This window comes from Paenarthrobacter sp. (genome assembly GCF_031180005.1).
Taxonomy (GTDB): domain Bacteria; phylum Actinomycetota; class Actinomycetes; order Actinomycetales; family Micrococcaceae; genus Arthrobacter.
In genome coordinates this window covers 1-23,370 of record NZ_JAPSHI010000039.1, presented here as the reverse complement: position 1 = coordinate 23,370, position 23,370 = coordinate 1, and the positions used below count along the sequence as shown (strand labels likewise).

Genomic DNA, 23,370 nt, shown 5'->3' with positions numbered 1-23,370 from the left:
ACTTCAGAGCAGCCAAAGTCCGCGGCATCTCCAGCACAAGGGCCTTCGCCAAACCCAACAACCGGGACCCACGATTCGGAGACTCCCGCCGGGCCAACGCCACCTGCGCACCCACACCTTGGCCACGTTCCGACGGAGGAACACCGGCCTCGGCCTGCTCGGCGCGCTGGGCAAGATCGAAAGCCACAGCAACCCGCGCCTGCAAAGCCGTGATGGCCGACTTCATCTCCTCCAAAACCCGCAACTGCTCAATCAAGTCCCTACACACAGAGCCGGCCGGAACCTCGCCGGGCCGTGACACGCCTCGGGATGTGGCACGAAGAGGCGCAGCGGACACCGCTGTCTTCGTTTGCCTTTCCCGGATCTGCTCCATGTCCCTACTCTCGCAGGAGGCACTGACATTATTAGACGGTTCATCCGGGACTGAGTTTGAACCATCCCGCCCTTGTCGGCGTCTTCACATGAGGGGAGGATAAGTGCCATCTTCGGGAGGACCACCATGACCCAGCTGGGCAAGTTTGAAAAGTACTTGATCGAAGAGTTCTACGACGACTTCCGGTCGGGGGACATGTCGCACAAGACATTCACCAGGCGGGTGGCGTTCATTATGGGAAGCATGACCGCTGCCGCGGCGGCCATGACATTGGTGGGCTGTACGCCGGATGAGGTTCCCCAAACCACGGATCCCATGCCCACGCCTTCGCCCACGTCAACGGCCGTATCGCCGGGGACCGCGACCACTGCGGTTCCCAATGCCAAGAGCCCGTTATCTGTCCCGGAAGGTGCTGCGGGCCTGACGACGGCAACAGTGACGTTTCCCGCAAACGGGACGGATGTCAGCGCGTACCTGGCCCGGCCCGAGGGGAGCCAAAAGGGTCCTGGCGTCTTGATCTGTCACGAAAACCGCGGGCTTACACCGCACATCCAGGACGTTGCCCGGCGCTTCGCCAAGGAAGGGTACGCGGCGCTGGCGCTGGACCTCCTGAGCAGGGAGGGCGGCACCGCGAATATGGATCCGGACGCTGTACCTGGCGCTCTGACGCAGGCAGGTGCCCAAAGGCACGTGGACGATTTCAAAGCAGCCTTCGACTACCTCAACGGCCAGGACTTCGTCGACGAGGGCCGGATTGCCATGGTGGGTTTCTGCTTCGGCGGCGGTATCACGTGGCAGGCAAGCACCGAGATTCAGGGGCTCAAAGCAACATCCGCCTTCTACGGTCCCGCCCCGGACCTGGCCAAGGTCCCCACCATCAAACCGGCGGTCTTTGGCGTCTACGCGGAAAACGATGCACGTATCACCGGTGCGATGCCCCAACTGCAGGCGGCCTTGGATGCCTCAACGGTCAAGCACCAGCTCAAGGTGTACCCCGGCGTGGACCACGCGTTCCACAATGACACGGGCGAGCGCTACGTGGAGGCTCAGGCAACTGCTGCTTGGAACGACACCCTGACGTGGTTCAAGGACAACGTCTAAGCCGCCCTACCCGAGAACTCAGCCCTGCAGCCGCGCTGCCTCGCTCGCCAGCTCGGCTTCCAAGGTCTCGATACTCGGCAGGCTCGCCACCAACTCATCAGGCAGGGAGTCAGCCAGGGATGTTTTCCATTCCGCGATGCCTACGGGGGCGTTGAACCCACGCAGTGCATACTCCGCCACCACGCTGTTCTTCTCCTTGCACAACAGCAAGCCAATGGTCGGCTTGTCGTCGGGATGCGCCATAAGGTCGTCCACGGCCGCCATATACATACCTAATTGCCCGAGGAACCCAGGTTCGAACTTCACGGCCTTGAGTTCGATGACCATGTAGCAGCGCAACTTCAGATGATAGAAGAGGAGATCCGCGAAGAACTCGTCCCCGGCAATCTCCAGGCGCACCTGCTCACCAACGAAAGCGAAACCCTGGCCCAGCTCCAGCAGGAATTTCTCCACATGTTTCACCAACTGCAACTCCAGGTCCCGTTCGGTGTGCCGATCACTCATGGACAGAAAGTCAAAGACATAGGGGTCCTTGGTCGCCTGCTGGGCGAGGTCCGAATCGGCAGGGACCATGGTGGTTTTGAAGTTGGTGATGGCCTGCCCTGACCGTTCGTGCAAGCGGGTTGAGATCTGGTGGGCCAGCACGTTGCGCGACCATCCGTGTTGGGCAGCCGCCGCGGCGTACCAAAGGCGGGTGTCGGCGTCGTCGAGCTTTTCCAACAAGGCGATCTGGTGGTACCAAGGCAATGTTGCAAGCGGCGCTTGCAACATTGGAAAGTCCGGCCATGCTTGGGCGAAGCTCTTCATGTACCTCAGGTTCCTGGGGGAGAAGCCTTTTGCTTCCGGGAACCGGGTACGGATGTCGGCGGACAAACGGGTGACCACCTTGGCTCCCCAGCCTTGCTCGGATTCACGCTCGGCGAGCTGCCGACCGATGCTCCAGTAAGAATTCAACAACTCGCTATTCGCCGCGGCCAGCGCCCGGGTCCTGCCGACACGGACCTCTTGAGCCACGGTGTTGAGCAGTGTCGGGTACCAGTCGGGCATGGACGAAGCAGCGGGGACACCCGGAAAGGATGCCTCGGTGGCGAGCTCTTGGGACGGCATGTTGCTCCTGTCGGTTGCTGTTGTCATCACGCTAGGGGGAGGCACTGACAAAATAGACGGGTGAGTGAAGCCGGTGAATTCGTGGACTACACCCTGCAGATGGAATCGACCTGGGAGAAGGCCGATGAGGCCAGTGAGCGCCTAGGCGGGAGCGTGAAAGTGTATGGCGCGTCGATGGGTGCCGTGCGGGGAACGGTGAGGGATGCACTGAAGCGGTACAAGAACCTCAACCATGACGACATCACCGCCCTGAGCTCGGAACTTTGGGAGGAGCCGGTCTTCGAACGCCGCCTCGCAGCCGTGGTTCTGCTGCAGACCAAGGTTGGGCTTCTCGTCAACACAGATCTGACGCGCATCGAGGGATTCATCAGGGGTGCAGGAACCCGGGAGCTGGTGGATCCTCTGGCCGCAGACGTTGTGAGGCCGTTGCTGGCACAGCTGGAGGGACTTGCGAAGGAACGTGCTGAACGCGTACTGGAGCGGTGGGCCATGGATCCGGACCCCGAACTACAGCATGCAGCTGCTCTGGCGAGAGACACCGCCACCCCTTGATAAGCACCAGAGACCCGCCTAGCGTTTCCCTCACCACATGCCAGTGAATTGAGAGGCAGGTTGATCGATGAAATCGCTGTGGTTGGACCGGGATTCCCGCTTCATGTCCGACTCAATCCCCGAGGAAAAGCACTTTGACACGATAGTGGTGGGCGCCGGGCTCACAGGTATGGTGACTGCCCTGCTCTTGTCCAGGTCCGGGCAGCGCGTGGTGGTCTTCGAAGCCCGAACACTCGGTGCAGTGACCACTGGCAACACCACCGGCAAGTTGAGCCTCCTGCAGGGAGGAGCGCTTTCGGCCTTGCGTAGCCAGTACTCGTTGAAAGTGGTGCAGGCCTATGTGGAGGCCAACAAGAGCGGGCAGGCCTGGCTGACGCAGTACATGGAGCAGCAAGGTATCCCGTTCCAGCGCCGGACAGCCGTCACGTTCGCAACCACGGACGACGGCGGCCAGCGGCTCCGCAAGGAGGCTGCAGTTTCAAGGGACGCAGGTTTGGACGTCCACTTCAGCCGTGACCCCGGATTGCCGTTTCCCGTTGTGGAAGCTTTGGAACTGGAAGGCCAAGCCCAGATTCACCCCATGGACGTGCTGGAAACGCTCGCCAGGGACATCCGCGAGCATGGCGGCCTCATCGTTGAGGACATGCAGGTGCAGAACGTGGGCTCCGAGCAACCCATGGAGGTCTCCACCCGAAAGGGCACCTTCACGGCGGACACAGTGGTGATAGCTACGGGCATCCCCATCCTGGACCGCGGCCTGTACTTCGCCAAGCTTGAACCCAACCGGTCCTATGCGGCCGCCCTCACGGTACCGGGCGAAATTCCGAAGGGAATGTACCTGTCCATCGATTCGCCCACGCGCTCCCAGCGCACGCAACCTACTCCCGAGGGGGAGCTGCTCCTGGTAGGCGGTTATGGCCATACAGCGGGCCGGGCGAAGTCGCCTAAGTCGCACCTTGATGACCTGCTCGGATGGGCAACACAGCATTACCCCGGAGCTGAGGTCACCCACACGTGGTCAGCACAGGACTATCGAGCCACTAACCTGATGCCGTTCTTCGGCAAGCTTCCGCGCGGCCACGGACGGATCTTCTTCGGCACCGGCTATAACAAATGGGGGATGAGCAACGGGGTGGCGGCGGCCCTGTCCATCACCTCCGACATCCTGGGTGGCCAGTCCGACTGGGCCAGCGTCATCCATCACCGGGTAACCTCGCCCCAGGGCGGGCTTCAGGCGGTCCGCCTCAACGCCGGCACCACCAAGCGGATGGTGGAGGACAGGGCAAAAATCAAGGCCAAACCTGAAATCACAGATCAGACCCGGCCCGCCGAAGGAACCGGCGTGGTGGGGCTCTACAAGGGTGAACCGGCGGCCGTGTCCACTGTGGACGGCAACGTCTGCATGGTTTCGGCGAGCTGCGCACACTTGGGCGGAATCGTGAGTTGGAACGACGCCGAGAAGTCGTGGGACTGCCCCTTGCACGGTTCTCGCTTCACCCCGGAGGGAAAGTACCTTGAAGGCCCGGCCACGCACCACCTGCAGAAGTCCCCGGTCAAGAAGAAGGACTAGCTCAGCCGATCGACGCGCCGCTGGGCTTGGTCCGCGGCGCGTCGTTGCTGCGTCGCGGCCCGCACGGCACGCTTCTTGCCTGATTCCGCGGATTCCGCATCACGGGTAATCCCAATAAGTTCGGCTTCAAGGGTGGCCAGACGCTTCTTGAGGTCTTCAATCTCGGATTTGAGGTTGGCTCTTCGGGCGGCCAGGTCTTTGACGGCTTCCCACGCGTCGGATGCGGCGGCTTCTGCTTCCTTGGCTTCCCTGTCAGCGGCCTCGAAGTCGCGGCGGGCCTCTTCCAGTGCTGCTTGTTGCTTGGCTGCGCGCCTATCGGCCAGGGACGTTGCTTCGTCCTTTGGTTTCTTCTCTTTGGACGGCGCGTCTTTGGAGGGCTTGGGCTTGCCCTTGGAAGATGACGCCGGTTCCGTCTTGGCTGCACGCTTCGCAGGGGCCTTCCCGTATTCAGGACCCGCTTCGTCATCCGGACCTGGTACCGCGATGGCACCTGTAAGGTCCACTGCCTCGAAACCGCTGCCGCTGAGCCCCCGCACCAGCCGGCCCGTTCCTACTGCCCTGGCGGCCCCGGCATCGGCCATTGCTGCCCTGAACGTCTGCTCAACGTCGGCTGCTGCGGCAGCGCTTAGTGGAGCGCCCAGCTCGGATGCGAGATCCTTGGCCGCATGCACGGCAGATGTCAGCTGGCCCTGGCGTTGCTGCCCGAGTTCGCGGAACGATTCTGCGTCGCCCTCCTCTTGGGCGGTTCGCAGCGAAACGCCAAAGCGTACGACGCCGTCAATCACCTCTGGCTTGTGAAGGGCCAGCATGTTGATCGCCCAGGCGCCGGCGGCCGGCTTTGCGAGGCTGCCAATCTCTTTGGCCAGGTCCTTGTTGCCGGCATCCTTCGCTTTGCGGACAAGCGCAGTTCGTTCCGCCGTGAAATCACGGGGGGTCACGGCGTACAGCTCGTTGGCGGCGTCGCGGAGATCCATGCACTCATCCTAGGGTTCGCACTGGTCCTACGGTTTGGACACGTCCAGAGTTTCCACCGTGCAGTCCATGAGCCCGGGTCCTCATTGACCCGCTGCTTAGGGTAGCCTAAGTCGAGTGGACCAGATCATGAGTTTGCCTTTCGGCGTCGCACTCGCGGCGCTCTTCGCGATCGTCATGATCCGCGTCAACGTCACCTACTGGATTGGGCGGGGAGCGGTGGCCGGACTCGCGCACACCCGCTTCGGTGATTCTTTGGAGCGACCCAAAGCAGCGCGGGCCCAGGCCCTGATACAGCGCTGGGGACCATACGCCGTCGTACTCTCTTTCCTGACCATCGGCCTCCAGACGGCCATCAACCTTGCAGCGGGCGCTGCCCGCATGCCGCTCCGGCGGTACCTGCCCGCCGCCTTGGCGGGTTCTGTCATCTGGGCTCTGCTTTACGCGACCATTGGCCTTGCTGCTTTGGAGGCGTGGTTGGCGGTAGCGGCGGCGTCGCCAGTTGGTGCTGCGGTGGGAATCGCAGCCTTGGCGGCCATCGTCGTCTGGGTTGTCGTGTTCCGTCGGCGTCGGGCGAGGGCCAAATCAGCGGATACAGTGGTCTGAGTTCTACAGCTGGATCGGCGAAAGGCCTGGGTTGACTACTGCATTACCGGAACTGGCGGACGGCGATTTTTACTACGAATCATTGGGCGAGGGCCGCTATCGCTCCACCATCCACGCCCAAGGTGCGTGGAATCCACACGAACAACACATGGCCCCCGCCTCGGGCATCATCGCCGATGCCTTGGTTCGCCATGAGCCACGGGACGACGTCCGCCTGGCGCGGATCAGCTACGAAATCCTCGGGCTGATTCCCGGTGGCGAGTTCCAGGTCACCACCTCGACGTTGAGGCCGGGACGGACCATCGAACTCATCCAGGCAGAGCTTTCGGCGGGAGGCCGTGTGGCAATCCGTGCTGCCGCGTGGCGTATGGTCACCAGCGACACCAGCGCTGTAGCCGCAGTGGAAGATGAGTCCATGCCGGCCCCCGACGAATGCAAGCCATGGGATGGCGCCAGCGTGTGGCCCGGGGGATACATCCGGTCCTTGGAGATGCGTATTGCCGAAGGACACCGGCCTGGTTCGGGCAAGGTGTGGATCCGGACGTCCCACCCGCTCATAGACCAACGCGACAGCACCGATCTCGCCCGCCTCATGGGCCTGGTGGATACAGCGAACGGCATCGCGGCCCGCGTTCCCCCGGGCGACGACAGCTACATTTTTCCCAACGTCGATCTTCAGATTCACATGTATCGTGCGCCGTCGGGCGAATGGTTGGGTCTGGACAACAAGGTCTCTTTCGGGGCTGACGGCATCGGCCTGACATCCACTGTGCTCCATGACGTCAACGGACCTTTCGGGCGGGCCGAACAGATCCTGACCTTGAGGAAGAGTTGATGGTCGGCTCAGAAGCAAGGACCCGCCAGCTTACGGTTTATCGCCAGAAGGAATCGATGGGCGCGGCGGGAGACCTCGATTTCGCCTTGGAGTTGCTTCAGCGTGCCCGCAACGGCAAGCTAGGTCCGTCTCTCCGCCTGTACCGTCCGCAGCCTACCGTTGCTTTCGGTCAGCGCGATGCAAACCTGCCTGGTTTTCACGCAGCGGAGGAGGCCTGCCGGGAACTCGGGTTCGAGCCCCTGATACGAAAGGCCGGAGGCCGCGCCGCGGCGTATCACCAAGGGACCTTGGTGATAGACCACATTGAGCCGCATCCCGACGCGATCGTGCGCGCCAAAGCCCGCTTCTCGGAGTTTGGTGAGCTGCTGGCCGGTGCCCTTCGCAGCGTCGGCGTCCATGCCGCCGTCGGCGAAATTCCGGGGGAATACTGTCCGGGGGAGTTCAGCGTCCACGGCGAAGACCCCGATTTTCCTGCCCACCGCATCAAGCTCATCGGCACAGCCCAACGCGTCGTCTCCGGAGGCTGGCTGTTCAGCTCCGTGATCGTGGTGGAGGACTCGAAACCCATTCGCGAGGTCTTGGCCGCGAGTTATGCTGCGCTCGGCCTCGAGTGGGACACCGCCACTGCCGGGGCTGCGAATGACCTGCTGCCGCATCTGGACGTAGCAACGGTGGAGGATGCCGTGATTGAGGCCTACCGGGGTTACGCAGACATCATTGACGGCGACTTCCAGACTTTGCTGGGCTAGCGGACCACGCCGTTGAGCCTGCGCGTACCGGGGTTTAGTCTGAGTTAGACAGGTAACCCAAGCACGCGGATCGCGGTGGAGCAATGGGCCGGAAGAAGCACCCTCTTGAGGATTCTGACGTAGACATCAGCGTCAGCCCGCCCAAGAGATCCGCCGCGGGATTGCCCAGTCTGAGCGAAACACTCCCGCATGCCATGGCCGATCTGGGGCCGTCCCGCGCGTGGAAGACACTACGGGCCGTCAACCAAAAGGACGGTTTCGATTGCATGAGTTGCGCCTGGCCTGACCCGCCGGAACGCAAGGCTGCTGAATTTTGCGAGAACGGCGCCAAGGCAATCGGGTGGGAGGCGGAGCCACTCAGGATTCCCACGCAGTTCTGGGCGGACAACACCTTGAGTGCCTTGGAGTCCAAATCCGAGTACTGGCTGGGACAGCAAGGAAGGTTGGTGGAACCGGTCTTTAAGGCTGCGGGCTCTGATCATTATGAACCTGTGAGTTGGGACCGGGCGTTTGAGGTCATCGCCCACGAGCTGAACGGGCTTGAGACTCCGGACCAAGCGACGTTCTACACCAGCGGCCGCACAAGCAACGAGGCAGCGTTCCTCTATCAACTTTTCGTGCGGGCATTCGGAACCAACAACCTCCCCGACTGCTCCAACATGTGCCACGAATCCACGGGGGTCGCGATGGGGGAAACCATCGGGGTGGGGAAGTCTGCCATCACCTATGCGGACTTTGCCAAGGCTGACCTGATCATCATCATGGGCCAGAACCCGGGAACCTGCCATCCGCGGATGCTTACGGCCCTTGAAGAAGCGAAAGAAGCGGGCGCGGAAATTGTTGCCGTGAATCCGTTGCCAGAGGCTGGGTTAATCAATTTCCGGAACCCGCAACGTCCTCGTGGATTGGTGGGCAAGGGCACAGATCTGGCAGATCAGTTCCTTCAAATCCGCATTGCCGGGGATATGGCACTGCTGCAGGCGCTTTCAAAGCGCGTCCTCGATGCCGAGAGGGCTGCTCCCGGAACGGTGCTGGACCGCACGTTCATAGATGAGCATTGCCAGGGCTTCGTCGGTTTTGCAGCCCATCTCGCCACGTTGAATGAACGCGATGTCCTCATTGCCACTGGGCTTGGCAGCGCCGATATTGATGAACTGGCCGCAAGGTACGTCCGTGCCGATAAAGTCATCATCACGTGGGCCATGGGCATTACCCAGCACAAGAAGGCCGTGCCCACTATCAAGGAGATCATCAACCTGCTCCTGTTACGCGGCAACATCGGAAAGCCCGGCGCAGGGCCGTGCCCGATTCGTGGACACAGCAACGTCCAAGGTGACCGGACCATGGGCATTTGGGAGAAGATGCCGCCACGGTTCCTGGAGGCAATCGAACAGGAATTCGGTTTTGCCACGCCACGGAATCCCGGCGTCGATGCGGTGGACAGCATCAGGGGTATGCGGGATGGCAGAATCAAAGTCCTGATCGCGTTGGGAGGCAACCTGGTCCACGCTATTTCAGACACCAAAGTTGCTGAAGCGGCGGTCCGGAAGACGCGTCTGTCCGTGCAAATCTCCACCAAACTCAACCGCTCCCATGTGGTGGTAGGTGAGCAGGCTCTGATTTTGCCGACGTTGGGGCGGACGGAGATCGACAGGCAGGGTGGCGTGGCGCAGTTTGTCACAGTGGAGGACACTGTCTGCGCGGTACACCGCTCGGTGGGTCCGCTTGAGCCAATAGCCCCGAATGTGTTGTCTGAGGTGGCCATCGTCAGCCGCATGGCCCATTCTGTCCTGGGCGATAAAGTGCCGGTTGACTGGGCCGGGCTGGGACGCAACTATGACGCCATCCGGGACCACATATCCCGAGTTGTGCCTGGGTTTGAGGATTTCAATGCCCGCATCCGCGAGAAGGATGGCTTCGTCTTGCCTCACGGGCCAAGGGACAGCAGGACATTCCCCACAGCAACGGGCAAGGCCATGTTCTCCGTCAACGAGCTTGAGACAATTACGATTCCCAAGGGCCGCCTGCTCCTGCAAACAATCCGGTCACATGATCAGTTCAACACCACCACGTATGCCATGAACGATCGGTACCGGGGCATAAAGAAAGGCCGCATGGTCCTCTTGGTGAATCCCTCGGACCTGGCCGGGTTGGGTTTCGAGGACGGTGCTTACGTGGATGTCCACAGCGAGGCCGACGACGGCGTTGATCGTGTCCTGTCTCAGTTGCGTTTGGTCGCGTACCCCAGTGCGCGGGGATGCGCAGCTGCTTACTATCCGGAGGCGAACGTCCTGGTGCCGTTGGATTCGACGGCGGAGGAGAGTAATACTCCGGCCTCGAAGTCTGTGATTATCAGGCTTGAGCCGGCCGCCGCCCCGGTATACGGGTCGGCCGCCGACTGACGCGAACGAAACCGTGAAGTTGGCTCGCGCTGGAGCTAGTGACCCCTGGCGATCCACTCATCCAGGTGGGGCTTTTCCGCGCCGATGGTGGTGGAATCGCCGTGTCCGGTGCGGACCACGGTTGCCTCGGGCAGGGGGAGGAGCTTGGTCCGGATGGACTCGATGATGGTGGGGAAGTCGCTGTAGGAACGTCCCGTCGCGCCAGGGCCCCCTTGGAAGAGGGTGTCTCCGCTGAAGAGTGTTTCTTCGCTGGGCAGGTGGAACGAGACAGACCCGGGCGAGTGTCCGGGGGTGTGGATCGCTTTCAGCGTTGCACCGGCAACGGTGAACTCGTCGCCGTCCATGATCGCCACGTCGGGATCAATTTCGGGGAAGACCGCCCGCCATAGCATCCAGTCGTCCTGGTGCAGATGGATGGGGGCTTTAACGAGCTCCCAGAAGTCGCCGGCGGAACGGATGTGGTCGTCATGGCCGTGGGTCAGCAGGATGGCTTTGACGGTGCGGCTGCCCACGGCCTCACGTATCGCTTCGGGGTTGTGGGCTGGGTCGATGACGACGCATTCGGAGTCGTCGCCGATGATCCAGACGTTGTTGTCAACGTCCCAGGTTCCGCCGTCCAGGGAGAATGTCCCGGAAGTAACGACGTGATCGATTGAGGGGTTGCCGGCGCTCACAGCTCAACCACCGATCGCAGGACGGCGCCTTGATGCATCTTGTCGAACGCTTCTTCGACCTGGTTGATGGTGATGCGCTCGGTCACGAATGCGTCCAGGTCCAGCTTGCCCTGCTTGTAGAGGTCCACGAGCATGGGGAAGTCCCTGGAGGGCAGGCAGTCGCCGTACCAGGATGACTTGAGTGATCCGCCTCGGCCGAAGACGTCTAGAAGTGGTAGTTCCAGTGTCATCTCCGGAGTGGGGACACCAACCAGGACCACGGTGCCTGCGAGGTCGCGGGCGTAGAACGCCTGCTTGTAGGTTTCGGGACGTCCGACGGCGTCAATCACCACGTCTGCGCCGAAGCCGCCTGTCAGGGCGCGGATTTCTTCGACAGGGTCTCCTGCGGATGAATCCACGGTGTGTGTCGCGCCGAGTTCTTTGGCGCGCTCGAGCTTCTTTGCGTCGATGTCGACGGCGATGATGGTGGTGGCGCCTGCGAGCGCGGCACCGGCGATGGCTGCTACGCCCACGCCGCCGCAGCCAATGACGGCTACCGAGTCGCCTCGTTTGACGCCACCGGTGTTCAGGGCTGCACCCAAGCCTGCCATGACGCCGCAGCCGAGCAGCCCGACAGCGGCGGCATCGGCGTCGGGGTCTACCTTGGTGCATTGGCCGGCGGCGACCAAGGTCTTTTCGGTGAACGCGCCGATGCCCAGGGCTGGTGAGAGTTCCGTGCCGTCTTCGAGGGTCATTTTTTGGGTGGCGTTGTGGGTGTTGAAGCAGTACTGGGCTTGGCCTCGGTTGCATGCACGACAGTTGCCGCAGACTGCGCGCCAGTTCAGGACGACGCGGTCGCCGGGGGCTACATCGGTGACGTCGGGGCCTACTGCGCTGACGACACCGGTGGCTTCGTGGCCGAGCAGGAACGGAAAATCGTCGCTGATGCCGCCCAGTTTGTAGTGGAGGTCTGTGTGGCAGACGCCGCTGGTGAGGATGTCCACCAGCGCTTCTCCCGGGCCGGGTTCGGGAACCAGGATGGTTTCCAGGGTTGCGGGTGCGCCTTTGGAGCGGACGACGACGCCTTTGACTGCGTGGACCATGGAGATGTTCCCTTCGGGTTCTCGGAGAGCAGGCCCATTAGTGCAGCAGGGCCCGCTACGGATTCCCATTCTGTCTATCACAGGTGGCAGACAGTGTGTGGATTCCGTGCGGGCCCATAGAGTAGCCGAGCGGAGGCAGCTTAGGCTGCCAAGCGGTTTTCGACTTCGGAGGCTGAGGGGTTGGTGGCCGCGGTTCCGTCGGGGAACAGCACGGTGGGGACGGTTCGGTTGCCTCCGTTGAGCTGCTCGACGAGTTCGGCGGTGCCATCCACTTCTTCGATGTTGATCTCGGTGTAGCCGATGCCTTTGGCGTCCAGCTGCTTCTTCAGGCGGTTGCAGTAGCCGCACCAGGTGGTCGAGAACATGGTGATGGTGCCGGAGTCGGGAGTGAAGTCCACAGAGCTCTCCTCAGTATTGGTCGTTTGCACGGGATGGTTCGTTGTTATCAACGGTAACCCGCGGCCGAATAATTCCCGTTCGGTGGCGAAGCCGGGTTACGTCACATGCCTGCGCTGGTGTGTTCGGCGGGGAGGGGGCAGACTGTTGCCATGTGTGGACGCTATGTGATGGCCCGTGCCGTGGGGGACCTGCTTGCCGATTTCGACGCCGAGCTTGAGAACGAGATTGCCCTTGGAAAATCGTGGAATGTGGCTCCTACGGATGCAGTTCCCATTGTGTTGGAGAGGCTGGTTGACGACGACGTTAAACGGCAGCTGCACGTCGCGAAGTGGGGCCTGGTGCCCTCCTGGGCGAAGGATCCCAAGGGTGGTGCCAGGCTGATCAACGCCCGCAGCGAAACGTTGTTGGAGAAGCCTTCCTTCAAGAAAGCTGCTGTCGCCCGGCGTTGCGCGGTTCCGGCGGATGGGTACTACGAGTGGAAGAAGGGCGAGGGCAAGAACAAGCAACCGTATTATGTGCATCCGACGGACGGCCAGGGCCTGGTTTTTGCGGGCTTGTACGAGTGGTGGCGGGACCAGTCAGCTTCCCCCGATGATCCGGGCCGGTGGTTGCTGTCCATGTCAATCCTTACTGCCGACACTCCCACGGTCGATGAGGCGAGAACCCGGCGCAGCGCTTCGGTATTTGACGAACTGACTGCCCTCCATGACCGGGTTCCGTTGCCCATGAGCACTGAGACGATGGAAGCGTGGTTGGATCCGCGGGAGAAGGACGCCCAGGGCTTGGTGGACATGGTTCGGTCCAAAGCACACGACGCCGCCGCAGCTTGGACGCTGGACCCGGTGGGGGCCGCGGTGGGTAACGTCCGCAACAACTCGCCGGAACTTATCGAACCGGTGGAAGGGCTCTTTTAGGAGTCAGAGGGCTTCGTTCACCGGCACGCCGGATTGGAACTCCCGGCCATCGGCTTCGCTGAAGCCCGTCATGACATGGCCTTTGCTTAGCCCGTGGATGGCCGACATCGGGAAGTTCCCCGTGATGACGTTGCCGGAATGCTCCACGCCCTTGATGTCGTAGTTCTCCTCGGCACTGAGGGAGTGGTTGAAGGAGTAGAACGAGATCGCTTCGCCGTTCATGAACTCGATGCCGAGCCTGCGCTGTGAGGAATAGTCCTCGCTGGCAGCAACAAGGCCCACGACGTAAGCGCCGGAGCCTGGTATGTTGCCATCAATTTCGAACCGTGCCACGAGGTTGTCGTCTTCGGCGGAGATGCTGACCTGCTTCAGGAGTGCGTCATTGGTGCTCATGCCACAATCCTGCTCTGTGGACCGGCTGCCGTCCACCCCTTGACTTTCAACCTTCCAGCAAGCGCCGGATGTTCCGTGCCACCGTAGCTCTGTCCATCTCCTGCCCTTTGCGGGCGGTCAGCAGGTGCACGGCCAAGCCGTCGCTGTAATCGGAAACGGCTTCGGCCCGCGCCCTGGCCTCAGGTATGCCCATGGCTTCAAGCAGTTGCGCCAAAGCCGATACCAGCCGCTCGTGCCCGGCAGCCACAACATCGGGCTGGTCAAGGGCAAAAGCGAACCGGGCCCGGGTCAGTTCGGCGTTCTCATGGGCGAGTCCCATGACCGCTCCGGCGATCTGCTCCGCCAAGGTGGCTACCGACGTCGGGATTTCCCTTCCACCCTGCTGGAGCAGGAGGCGGTCCCGTTCTTCAACGCGGTCGACGGCGGCCCCCATCAGTGCTGCACGGCTGCGGAAATAATTCGAGGTAGTTCCGACGGCGACGCCCGCCTGGGCGTCGACAGCCCGGTGGGTAAGCCCCTTGAGGCCCTTGGCAGCAACTATTGCGAGCGCTGCGTCGGCAAGTTCGGTTCGGCGGTCCGGCATGGCGAAAGTCTAGCTTCAACACCTATTGCTACTACAAATGTAGTAGTACAGTGTGGCCATGGAAAAAGTGGACATTATTGGCGGAGGAATTGCTGGGCTGGCGCTCGCAGGAATGCTCGACCCCGGCAGGTTCGAGGTCACTGTTTATGAGCAGCGGACCGAACTCCCGACGGTCGGAACAACCCTGGCAATGTGGCCCGAAGCCCAGCAGGCGTTATCCGGGCTGGGAATACTCGGGGCAGTGCGGAATCGTGGAGCCATCATCAAAGCCGGCGCACTTCGACGCACCTCCGGAGCGGCCCTGCTCTCCATGGAGGGTGAAGGGCTGCTGGGAGTTTCCCGGCCCGAACTACTGAGACTGCTGGACACTGCGGTACCCGCCTCCGTGCGCCGGGTAGCGGGGAGAGTGGACAGCCTTTCAGGCACAGCCGCGTTGACCGTGGGCGCCGATGGAGTCAACAGCATTGTTCGGAGGAATTCCTGGGGCAAGCAAAGTGCGGCAAAACCCACGCCCTTCCTGGCAGTCCGCGGAGTAGTTCCCGGAACCCCATCCCCACAAGAGGTTGGAGAATACTGGGGACGCGGTGAAATTTTCGGCTTGGCCCCAGCCATCGGGGGAAGCAATTGGTACGCCTCCTTCCGTTCCGAGCTGGGCCCGGACAAGGTAGACGTTGCAGAGGCACTGGAAGTGACACGTCAACGCTATGCCGGCTACTCGCCCGCTGTGCGGAATGTACTCGAACTCGCAGACCCGGAAACGTCACTGGCGCAACGCATCTGGACCACTCCACCCATGGGCCGTTACACACGAGGGAACGTGGTGCTGGTAGGGGATGCCGCACACGCCATGACCCCAAACCTGGGCCGCGGCGCCTGCGAAGCCCTCATCGATGCCGTAACCCTGGGCAAACTGCTGAACGACCACCCCGCGGACCAAGCGCTCGCCGCCTACAACAGGAGGCGGGTCATCCGCACCCAGGTACTCCGCTTGGCTTCTTCCGCCATGGGGAGCGTTGCGCTCGCCCAAGGCGCACAACCATGGCGCGACGCCTTGCTGAAGCAGATGGGAAAACGTGTGGCCGGAGCCCGGGAGAGGGCGGGAACTTCGAAGTAGGTTTTGTCGGTACGTCGGCGTAAACTGGATTTATTCGAACATACTTTCGAATATGGTTTCCTGGCGTAAAGAGGTGAGGGCATGGGGCTGTTCAGTGAATCTGTCGGAGTTATCTGCACTGACACAGGCCAGCCGCGGGAAGTCCAATGGAAAGGCACTCAGTACACGGTCACCAACGAGCCTGTTCGATGGTACGAACGGCGCCAATGGTGGCTAGAAGAAAGCCGCGCCCCCCTTGGAAGCGGAGCCGGCCTGGTTGACCACGAGATCTGGCGTGTACAACTGCTGCCAACCTCAGCTGACGCAGAAACCAGCCACACCATCACCCTCGACCTGGTCCGGCACTTAGGAAGCGGACGCTGGAGACTCCTCCGCATCCACGATGCAGCACCAGCACGCGCCGTAGAACCCGAAGAAGCGGCGTAAACCTTGAGCTTCACCCACCTGCACGTCTCCACAGCCTTCAGCGCACACTACGGCGTCTCCTGGCCGGATGAACTAGCCCAAACAGCCGCAGCAGACGGAGCCACAGCGCTCGCCTGCACAGACCGGGACGGCCTTTACGGCACCATCAAACACCTCAAAGCATGCATGGACGCAGGCATCGACCCCATCGTAGGAGTGGACCTGGCGGTATTCGACGACGACGGCGACCACCGCACCCAAGTCGCGGGCCGCGTCGTCGTCCTCGCCCATGGAAACAACAACGGCGCCGGGTACAGGGCACTGTGCCGCCTCATCTCCGACGCCCATGCACGCACTTCAGGGAAAGCCGGGGGAGCAGTCCCCGCTGCAGTCACCCGCGGCGAACTCGCCTCAAGGACCCTCGACCCCAAAACCCTCAAACCAGTCCTGACCGTGCTGATAGGACCCGACTCTGACGTCGGCCAAGCCATGGGAGGCCGCAAATACCTCAGGCCCAGAACCCTCTTCAAACAATGGATCGACGCCATGCCACCCGGCACCATGGTCGCTGAAGTCGTATCCCACCTCAGCGCCCCCGGAGCGCCACTCAGCACAGCCCACGCCGTGCGCATGCTCAAGCTCGCACTCGAATACAACATTCCAGCAATCTTCAGCAACGCCGTCCGCTACTGCGCCCAGGACGGCGCCGCCACCGCAGACGTCCTCGACTCCGCACGCACCCTCAAATCCCTCCCGGAACTCTCAACGGCACCCCTGCTCAAACCAACAGGGATGCTCCAACCAACAGGGCAGGGCTGGCTGAAGACCCCGCAGCAAATGCTTCAACTCGGCAAAGAAATCATGAACGCGGCAAGCCTGGGGAAAGCCGACCTCACCAAACTCCTCACAAACACAGAAGCGCTCGCAGACAAATGCCGCATCAATCCTGTGCTCGATATGGGATGGAAAAAGCCGGTAGTCCCCGAGGCCTCCATCATCGGCATCGACGCAGACCCCATGATTGAACTCACCCAACGCTGCGAAGCCGGAGTCACCCGACGTTTCCCGGGCATCAATGGAGATGCGGAAGAACATCTGCGCTCGCGGTTGGAACACGAGCTGGGAATCATCGGAAAGCTCGGCTTTGCCTCGTACTTCCTTACAGTGGCAGAAGTTTCAAAGATGATTCTCGATATGGGGGTCCGGGTAGCTGCGAGGGGATCAGGTGCCTCAAGCCTGGTCAATTACTTGATCGATATCAGCCAGGTTGACCCGATCCGCCATGACCTCATCTTCGAACGCTTCCTCTCCGGCCGCAGGTCCACGCTTCCTGACATAGACATAGATGTGGAAAGTGCTGAAAGGCATAACGTCTACCGAAAGATTTTCGACCGCTTTGGTGCCGAACGCGTCACCCTGATGAGCATGCAAAACGGCTACAGGGCACGTGGTGCAGTTCGGGACGCCGGCATGGCCTTGGGGATGCCTGACGAAGAAGTGGGTGAGATTGCCAAGCAATTGTGGAGATTCTCTGCACGCAAATTCCGTGAAGCCCTGGTGGAGAAGCCCGAGTTGCGCGATTTTGCCGGACGCGTGGAACGGGGAGCCAAGGAGGAGAACCAGCAGTTGGACCTGTTGGTAGACCTCACCGAAAGGCTGGATCGGCTACCCCGGCATATCTCCATGCATCCCTGTGGAGTGATTTTGGGAGATGCAACACTCCTGGATCGAACCCCCGTTCAGCCAAGCGGCTTTGGCCTGCCCATGAGCCAGTTCGACAAACACGACATGGACCCCATGGGCATGCTCAAACTGGATGTCCTGGGGGTTCGCATGCAGAGTGCCATGGCCTTCGCGGTTCGGGAAGTAATAAGGCTGCATCCTTCCAAGGCTGAAGTTGTTGCAGCCGGGGGGCATCCAGTGGCGCCAGGTGGCGAAGGTCCCGACTACATCGCCCCTGACGGCAGGATTGACCTTAACGCCGTACCCTTCGACGATGAGCCCACCTATGAGCTGATCCGGAGCACCCACACACTTGGTTGCTTCCAGATCGAATCACCGGGACAGCGTGAGCTCATTGGAAAGATGGCTCCCCGGGAATTCAACGACCTCATCATCGATATCTCTCTTTTTAGGCCCGGACCCATGAAATCCGACATGGTGCGACCCTTCCTGGAACATCGGCATGGCTTTGCTCCTGAGATTTATCCCCACCAGGACCTCAAACCCGTGTTGGAAGAGACCCATGGCGTCACCGTGTTCCATGAACAGATCCTGAAGACCTTTCACGTCATGACCGATTGCGGGTTGGACAGGGCTGATGAGTTTCGCAGAGCCTTGGGCGACGAAGTGCACGAGCCAGGAGTGGAGAAGTACTTCCGCAGGGAAGCAATCAAAAAATACTCACCAGAAGTGGTGGATAAGGTCTGGGGAACCCTGAAAGCCTTCGGCAGTTTTGGTTTTTGCAAAGCCCACGGTGCTGCCTTTGCGGTGCCCACTTATCAATCTGCCTGGCTCAAGGCCCACCATCCCGAGGCCTTTCTGGCCGGTCTGTGGGAACACGACCCCGGGATGTATCCCAAACGCTTGCTGGTAGCGGAAGCCCGCAGACTCGGCATTCCCATCCTGCCTTTGGATATCAATAGGAGCCAAGCTGAATACAGAGTGGAGAAAATCCAGCAGGGCCCCGATCAGGGCAAGCTCGGAATCCGCTTGAGCCTCACGGGAATCTACGGACTTTCAGGCGCAGAGTTGAAGCGGATCGTGGCCGGGCAACCCTACGATTCCCTGGCGGACCTGCGGGCGCGGGCAAGGGTGAGCAAGCCGAATATCAAAAGACTTGCCCAACTAGGAGCTTTCGATGCTTTGCATAAAGACTCCGGTGGAAAAGCCAACCGGGCCGACCTCGTTCACCATTTGCAGGCGCTCCAAAGCAGCCCCTCAAAAAAAGCTGCGGAGGTCATTGAAGGTCAATTGTCATTTGCCCTGGGTGATATTGAGTTGCGGAACCTGGCTCCTGAACTTCCCGAACCTTCCATGGTGGAGAACGTCAGGGCGGAACTTGATCTCATGGCTGTGGATGTCAGCGAGCACCTGATGGATAGCCACAGGCCCCTGTTGGACAAGCTGGGGGTTACAACGGCCGACAAACTCCTGGGCTTGCGCAACGGAACCGAAGTCCTGGTGGCAGGGGTCCGGATTGCAACGCAGACCCCACCCATGCGAGGCGGGAGGCGCGTCGTCTTCATCAGCATCGACGACGGTACCGGTTGCGTGGATTCAGTCTTCTTCCATGAAGCCCAGGAAGAATCGGGACCTCTGCTGTTTGGTACCCGTCTGCTACTGATCCGTGGAACCACCAGAAGGACCGGTCCCAAGGGAATCAGCCTGAGCGCCAGCAAAGCCTGGGACCTCAGCCGGCCGGAAGCGTTGCCCTATGCCGAACTCCTGCCTGCCGAACTCCTGCCTGCCGAAGTCGGGCTACCGGCGGGATACACCCACCATGGGCCGCTCCACGGCATCTCCAGGAACCTTGCCATCACTGGCTTGGGAAGCTGAACCCGCGGCAGAATCTTGCCCTGGCCAGCCCAATTCGGTCCCGGCGCGCTGCTTTGGCCGCCTTCGCTGAAGCGGATACGATTGTCGGTGGCTGGCTGTGGTCCCCGTACGCCACAAGCTATGAAGCCTTAACTATGAATAGGAGACACCCGTGTCAGATGCCCAACAGATCACCCTCATCGTCGATGGCGAAGAGACCAAGGTGACGGAAGGGACTACCGGCGCGGAACTCTTCTTCGAGCGCCGCGACGTCGTTGTAGCCCGTGTCAATGGTGTGCTGAAGGACCTTGACCAGGTGCTCACCGAGGGCGCAGACGTCGAGGGCGTCACCATCGATTCCCCTGATGGGCTTAACGTTCTCCGCCACTCAACAGCCCACGTCATGGCACAGGCTGTCCAGCAGTTGCGCCCCGATGCCAAGCTCGGCATCGGCCCGTACATCACTGACGGCTTCTACTTCGACTTCGACGTCGCTGAGCCGTTCACACCGGAAGACCTCCGCACGCTGGAAAAGATGATGCAAAAGATCATCAACCAGAACCAGAAATTCGTTCGCCGTGTGGTCACCGAAGAAGAAGCCCGCGAAGCGATGACCAACGAGCCCTACAAGCTGGAGTTGCTGGGCAAAAAGAACGACGCAAGCGACGCGGCGGAAGGCGTCAACGTCGAGGTAGGCGCTGGCGACATCACGATCTACGACAATGTGGATCGAAAGAGCGGCGAGAGCGTTTGGTGCGATCTTTGCCGTGGTCCGCACCTGCAGAACACAAAAATCATCTCCAACGCCTTCGCGTTGACCCGCTCGTCCGCCGCATACTGGCTCGGCAACCAGAACAACCAGCAATTGCAGCGCATTTACGGCACCGCGTGGCCCACAAAGGAAGCTCTCAAGGCCTACCAGGAGCGCATCGCTGAAGCTGAGCGCCGCGATCATCGCAAGCTGGGCGTCGAACTTGACCTCTTCTCCTTCCCCGATGAACTGGGCTCAGGCCTCCCTGTGTTCCACCCCAAGGGCGGCATCATCCGCAAGGCGATGGAGGATTACTCCCGCCAGCGCCACGTGGACGCAGGCTACGAGTTCGTCTACACCCCGCACATCACCAAGGGACACCTCTACGAGGTCTCCGGCCACCTTGACTGGTACAAGGACGGCATGTTCCCGGCGATGCAGGTGGACGCTGAATACAACGAAGACGGCAGCGTGCGGAAGCCGGCGCAGGACTACTACCTGAAGCCGATGAACTGCCCCATGCACAACCTGATCTTCCGCTCCCGGGGCCGGTCCTACCGCGAACTTCCGCTGCGCCTCTTCGAATTCGGCTCTGTGTACCGCTACGAAAAGTCCGGGGTAGTGCACGGTCTGACCCGCGTCCGTGGCATGACACAGGACGACGCCCATATCTACTGCACCCGCGAACAGATGAAGGACGAGCTCACCACCACGCTGAACTTCGTCCTGGGCCTGCTCAAGGATTACGGACTGGATGACTTCTACCTGGAGCTCTCCACCAAGAACGAAGAGAAATTCGTTGGTGACGATGCCGCTTGGGAGGAAGCTACACGCACTCTTTCCGAGGTTGCTGCGGCCTCCGGCTTGGAGCTGGTACCGGACCCGGGTGGAGCGGCATTCTATGGACCTAAAATCTCCGTCCAGGCAAAGGACGCACTCGGCAGGACCTGGCAGATGTCCACCATCCAGCTGGACTTCAACCTGCCTGAGCGTTTCGAACTGGAGTACCAAGCAGCAGACGGCACACGTCAGCGGCCGGTCATGATCCACCGTGCTCTTTTCGGTTCGGTGGAACGCTTCATGGGTGTCCTGACCGAGCACTACGCCGGAGCGTTCCCGGCTTGGCTCGCTCCTGTCCAGGTGGTGGGAATCCCTGTGGCGGAAACATTCAACGACTACATGTTCGACGTCGTTGGCCAGCTCAAGGCTGCAGGAATCCGTGCCGAGGTGGATATCTCCTCAGACCGGTTCCCCAAGAAGATCCGCACAGCCAGCAAGGACAAGATCCCCTTCGTCCTGATTGCCGGCGGTGAGGATGCGGAAGCCGGTGCGGTGTCGTTCCGTTTCCGGGACGGCAGCCAGGATAACGGAGTTCCCGTGGCCGAGGCGGTCCGCAGGATCGTTGACGCCGTCAAGAACCGCGAGAGCTGACGGAACGGACATTAAGACGGTGCAGGAGAACACAGGCGCGGCAGATGACCTTCCGGGTGACGCCGGCGTAACCGATGATTTCGGTTTGGCGGGCGTACCTGACGCGTTTCAGCGCCTGTGGACTCCGCACCGGATGGCCTACATCAAGGGCGGGCAGGATCAATTCAAGAACAAGGATGACTGCCCGTTCTGTGTAGGACCCACGCGCTCAGATGAGGAATCCCTCATCGTCCATAGGGGAAGGACCTGCTATGTGGTCCTGAACCTGTTCCCGTACAACCCCGGGCATCTGTTGATCTGTCCCTACCGGCACGTTCCCGATTACACAGACATCACTGTGGAGGAAACAGCAGAGTTCGCCGATCTCACCCAGACGGCAATGCGGGTGCTGCGGAAGGTTTCGAATCCGAGCGGCTTCAATCTGGGCATGAACCAAGGGGTGACCGGTGGTGCAGGTATCGCCGCTCATCTCCATCAGCACGTGGTTCCACGTTGGGGCGGGGATGGAAACTTCTTCCCGATCATTGCCCAGACCAAGGCCATCACACAGACCCTTGATGAGGTCCGCAAGCTTGTGGCCGAAGCCTGGCCGGGGGAGACGAATGCTCAATAAGCATGCGCGCGGCTTTTTTACTTCACTTTTTACCCCTCTAGCGCGTTGGCTCCTCAGGATAGGTGTTTCTCCTGACGCAGTGACCATTGCAGGGACCGCCGGTGTCATATTGGGGGGCCTCGTCCTCTACCCCCTGGGCTTCTTGTGGTGGGGCTCTGTGGTAATCGCCTTCTTTGCGTTCTCGGATGTCGTGGATGGAATCATGGCCAGGCTGCAGGGACGGAGCGGTGGGTGGGGTAATTTCCTGGACTCCACCTTGGATCGGCTCGCAGATGGTGCGATTTTTGCCGGTCTTACCATCTGGTTTTTCACCGGCGGCGAGGATCCTGCAATAGGGGCCGCCGCCGTCGTCTGCCTGGTTCTTGGAATGGTTGTTTCCTATGCCCGGGCCAAAGCGGAGTCCTTGGGCTACCAAGCGAGTGTGGGGATTGCCGAGCGTGCAGAGCGATTGGCTTCCGTGCTTCTCGTTACGGGCCTCACGGGATTGGGGCTTCCACCTGTTGTGCTGTTCGGGACCCTGATCCTTCTTGCCCTGGCAAGTGTAGTGACGATCGTGCAGCGGATGTCCGCCGTGCGCCGGCAGGCCATGGCCGAAGCTGATGGAACCGCTGCAGCGTAACAACCAGCAGGCAATGTTTGCCAGTGGAACTGGCAAGCGACCAAAGTGGCACCTCCGAAGTTGTGCACCTGCCCTACTGGAGCCCGCTTTGTTGCCCGCCTGGGCAGTAATGAATGTACTGCCACCCTGCAAGGTGGGACTACTATTACTAGTACTTGGTCACCTTGACCTGAAACCCGGTGTGCGCTGATTGCGGTCGTGTGGCTGCGCGCGCCTCCGGCAAGAAGGTCGTTTATCTACCCATAGGGGTTTTTGTGTCTACACCAGATGTAAGCAACGAAGCCGGTTCGTCCGCGAACAGCGTCACGGGCAGCAGCCGCGTTAAGCGGGGCATGGCTGAGATGCTCAAGGGCGGCGTCATCATGGACGTCGTTAACGTCGAGCAGGCCCGCATCGCCGAGGACGCCGGTGCCGTGGCCGTTATGGCGCTCGAGCGCGTCCCGGCCGATATCCGCGCCCAGGGCGGCGTGTCCCGCATGTCGGATCCGGACATGATCGATGCGATCATCGCCGCGGTTTCCATCCCGGTCATGGCCAAAGCCCGCATCGGCCACTTCGTCGAAGCCCAGGTCCTGCAGTCCCTCGGTG

The 23,370-nt window shown here is 61.2% G+C and carries 21 protein-coding genes and 2 pseudogenes; 15 read left to right on the top strand and 8 right to left on the bottom strand.

The window, feature by feature from the left end:
- A pseudogene (locus RIF72_RS18640) lies at nucleotides 1–373 on the bottom strand (HNH endonuclease); the annotation flags it as partial.
- A gap of 126 nt (nucleotides 374–499) precedes the next feature.
- Here RIF72_RS18640 and RIF72_RS18635 point away from each other — a divergent pair.
- Entirely contained in the window at nucleotides 500–1,474 is a 975-nt protein-coding gene (locus tag RIF72_RS18635; RefSeq protein WP_309076302.1) for a dienelactone hydrolase family protein, read from the top strand.
- Nucleotides 1,475–1,492: 18 nt separating this feature from the next.
- Here RIF72_RS18635 and RIF72_RS18630 read toward each other — a convergent pair whose 3' ends face one another.
- Nucleotides 1,493–2,581 carry a PDDEXK nuclease domain-containing protein gene (locus RIF72_RS18630; protein ID WP_309076301.1) on the bottom strand — a complete coding sequence of 363 codons (1,089 nt, stop codon included), beginning with the start codon at nucleotides 2,579–2,581 and terminating at the stop codon, nucleotides 1,493–1,495.
- 60 nt (nucleotides 2,582–2,641) lie between these two features.
- On the opposite strand from RIF72_RS18630, the gene RIF72_RS18625 reads away from it, so the two are divergent.
- Together RIF72_RS18625 and RIF72_RS18620 are read left to right on the top strand one after the other, a co-directional pair.
- Nucleotides 2,642–3,133, top strand: coding sequence for a DNA alkylation repair protein (locus RIF72_RS18625; protein ID WP_309076300.1), 492 nt, complete (start codon nucleotides 2,642–2,644; stop codon nucleotides 3,131–3,133).
- A gap of 67 nt (nucleotides 3,134–3,200) precedes the next feature.
- Complete coding sequence (locus RIF72_RS18620) at nucleotides 3,201–4,703, top strand: FAD-dependent oxidoreductase (RefSeq protein ID WP_309076299.1); 1,503 nt, start codon at nucleotides 3,201–3,203, stop codon at nucleotides 4,701–4,703.
- Here the strand turns inward: RIF72_RS18620 and RIF72_RS18615 are convergent.
- Nucleotides 4,700–5,677 (bottom strand): hypothetical protein, encoded by a 978-nt coding sequence (locus RIF72_RS18615; protein WP_309076298.1) that lies wholly within the window; start codon nucleotides 5,675–5,677, stop codon nucleotides 4,700–4,702. The genes RIF72_RS18620 and RIF72_RS18615 overlap by 4 nt on opposite strands.
- 115 nt (nucleotides 5,678–5,792) lie before the next feature.
- Between RIF72_RS18615 and RIF72_RS18610 the strand changes: the two genes are divergently transcribed.
- The 4 genes from RIF72_RS18610 to RIF72_RS18595 all read left to right on the top strand — a co-directional run bounded on the left by RIF72_RS18610 (nucleotide 5,793) and on the right by RIF72_RS18595 (nucleotide 10,267).
- The gene (locus RIF72_RS18610) at nucleotides 5,793–6,281 is read left to right on the top strand and encodes a VTT domain-containing protein (protein ID WP_309076297.1); all 489 of its coding nucleotides are present in this window, start codon (nucleotides 5,793–5,795) and stop codon (nucleotides 6,279–6,281) included.
- A gap of 31 nt (nucleotides 6,282–6,312) precedes the next feature.
- On the top strand, nucleotides 6,313–7,116 hold the full coding sequence (locus RIF72_RS18605) for a thioesterase family protein (RefSeq protein ID WP_309076296.1): 804 nt from the start codon (nucleotides 6,313–6,315) through the stop codon (nucleotides 7,114–7,116).
- Nucleotides 7,116–7,865, top strand: coding sequence for a lipoate--protein ligase family protein (locus RIF72_RS18600; RefSeq protein ID WP_309076295.1), 750 nt, complete (start codon nucleotides 7,116–7,118; stop codon nucleotides 7,863–7,865). The genes RIF72_RS18605 and RIF72_RS18600 overlap by 1 nt, the downstream gene beginning before the upstream one ends.
- 83 nt (nucleotides 7,866–7,948) lie before the next feature.
- Entirely contained in the window at nucleotides 7,949–10,267 is a 2,319-nt protein-coding gene (locus RIF72_RS18595) for an FdhF/YdeP family oxidoreductase (protein ID WP_309076294.1), read from the top strand.
- 35 nt (nucleotides 10,268–10,302) lie between these two features.
- Here RIF72_RS18595 and RIF72_RS18590 read toward each other — a convergent pair whose 3' ends face one another.
- The 3 genes from RIF72_RS18590 to RIF72_RS18580 form a co-directional block, all read right to left on the bottom strand.
- Nucleotides 10,303–10,941 carry an MBL fold metallo-hydrolase gene (locus RIF72_RS18590; protein WP_309076293.1) on the bottom strand — a complete coding sequence of 213 codons (639 nt, stop codon included), beginning with the start codon at nucleotides 10,939–10,941 and terminating at the stop codon, nucleotides 10,303–10,305.
- Nucleotides 10,938–12,023, bottom strand: coding sequence for an S-(hydroxymethyl)mycothiol dehydrogenase (locus RIF72_RS18585; protein ID WP_309076292.1), 1,086 nt, complete (start codon nucleotides 12,021–12,023; stop codon nucleotides 10,938–10,940). The genes RIF72_RS18590 and RIF72_RS18585 overlap by 4 nt, the downstream gene beginning before the upstream one ends.
- A gap of 140 nt (nucleotides 12,024–12,163) precedes the next feature.
- Complete coding sequence (locus RIF72_RS18580) at nucleotides 12,164–12,421, bottom strand: mycoredoxin (RefSeq protein ID WP_017197512.1); 258 nt, start codon at nucleotides 12,419–12,421, stop codon at nucleotides 12,164–12,166.
- 168 nt (nucleotides 12,422–12,589) lie between these two features.
- Between RIF72_RS18580 and RIF72_RS18575 the strand changes: the two genes are divergently transcribed.
- Entirely contained in the window at nucleotides 12,590–13,336 is a 747-nt protein-coding gene (locus RIF72_RS18575) for an SOS response-associated peptidase (RefSeq protein WP_309076303.1), read from the top strand.
- A 3-nt stretch (nucleotides 13,337–13,339) separates the two neighbouring features.
- Here RIF72_RS18575 and RIF72_RS18570 read toward each other — a convergent pair whose 3' ends face one another.
- Nucleotides 13,340–13,729: a hypothetical protein gene (locus RIF72_RS18570; RefSeq protein ID WP_017197513.1), complete on the bottom strand. Its 390-nt coding sequence runs from the start codon at nucleotides 13,727–13,729 to the stop codon at nucleotides 13,340–13,342.
- A gap of 46 nt (nucleotides 13,730–13,775) precedes the next feature.
- The gene (locus RIF72_RS18565; RefSeq protein ID WP_309076291.1) at nucleotides 13,776–14,312 is read right to left on the bottom strand and encodes a TetR family transcriptional regulator; all 537 of its coding nucleotides are present in this window, start codon (nucleotides 14,310–14,312) and stop codon (nucleotides 13,776–13,778) included.
- Between the two features lie 52 nt (nucleotides 14,313–14,364).
- Between RIF72_RS18565 and RIF72_RS18560 the strand changes: the two genes are divergently transcribed.
- The 7 genes and pseudogenes from RIF72_RS18560 to RIF72_RS18530 all read left to right on the top strand — a co-directional run.
- Nucleotides 14,365–15,426 carry an FAD-dependent monooxygenase gene (locus RIF72_RS18560; RefSeq protein ID WP_309076290.1) on the top strand — a complete coding sequence of 354 codons (1,062 nt, stop codon included), beginning with the start codon at nucleotides 14,365–14,367 and terminating at the stop codon, nucleotides 15,424–15,426.
- A gap of 81 nt (nucleotides 15,427–15,507) precedes the next feature.
- Nucleotides 15,508–15,852: a DUF6504 family protein gene (locus RIF72_RS18555; protein ID WP_309076289.1), complete on the top strand. Its 345-nt coding sequence runs from the start codon at nucleotides 15,508–15,510 to the stop codon at nucleotides 15,850–15,852.
- Between the two features lie 3 nt (nucleotides 15,853–15,855).
- The gene (locus RIF72_RS18550) at nucleotides 15,856–19,389 is read left to right on the top strand and encodes a DNA polymerase III subunit alpha (RefSeq protein ID WP_309076288.1); all 3,534 of its coding nucleotides are present in this window, start codon (nucleotides 15,856–15,858) and stop codon (nucleotides 19,387–19,389) included.
- A gap of 151 nt (nucleotides 19,390–19,540) precedes the next feature.
- Nucleotides 19,541–21,550: a threonine--tRNA ligase gene (gene thrS, locus RIF72_RS18545; RefSeq protein ID WP_309076287.1), complete on the top strand. Its 2,010-nt coding sequence runs from the start codon at nucleotides 19,541–19,543 to the stop codon at nucleotides 21,548–21,550.
- A gap of 19 nt (nucleotides 21,551–21,569) precedes the next feature.
- Entirely contained in the window at nucleotides 21,570–22,163 is a 594-nt protein-coding gene (locus tag RIF72_RS18540) for an HIT domain-containing protein (protein WP_309076286.1), read from the top strand.
- Entirely contained in the window at nucleotides 22,153–22,782 is a 630-nt protein-coding gene (pgsA, locus tag RIF72_RS18535; protein ID WP_309076285.1) for a phosphatidylinositol phosphate synthase, read from the top strand. Before RIF72_RS18540 ends, pgsA begins: the two co-directional genes overlap by 11 nt.
- A gap of 332 nt (nucleotides 22,783–23,114) precedes the next feature.
- Nucleotides 23,115–23,370, top strand: a pseudogene (locus tag RIF72_RS18530) (pyridoxal 5'-phosphate synthase lyase subunit PdxS); the annotation flags it as partial.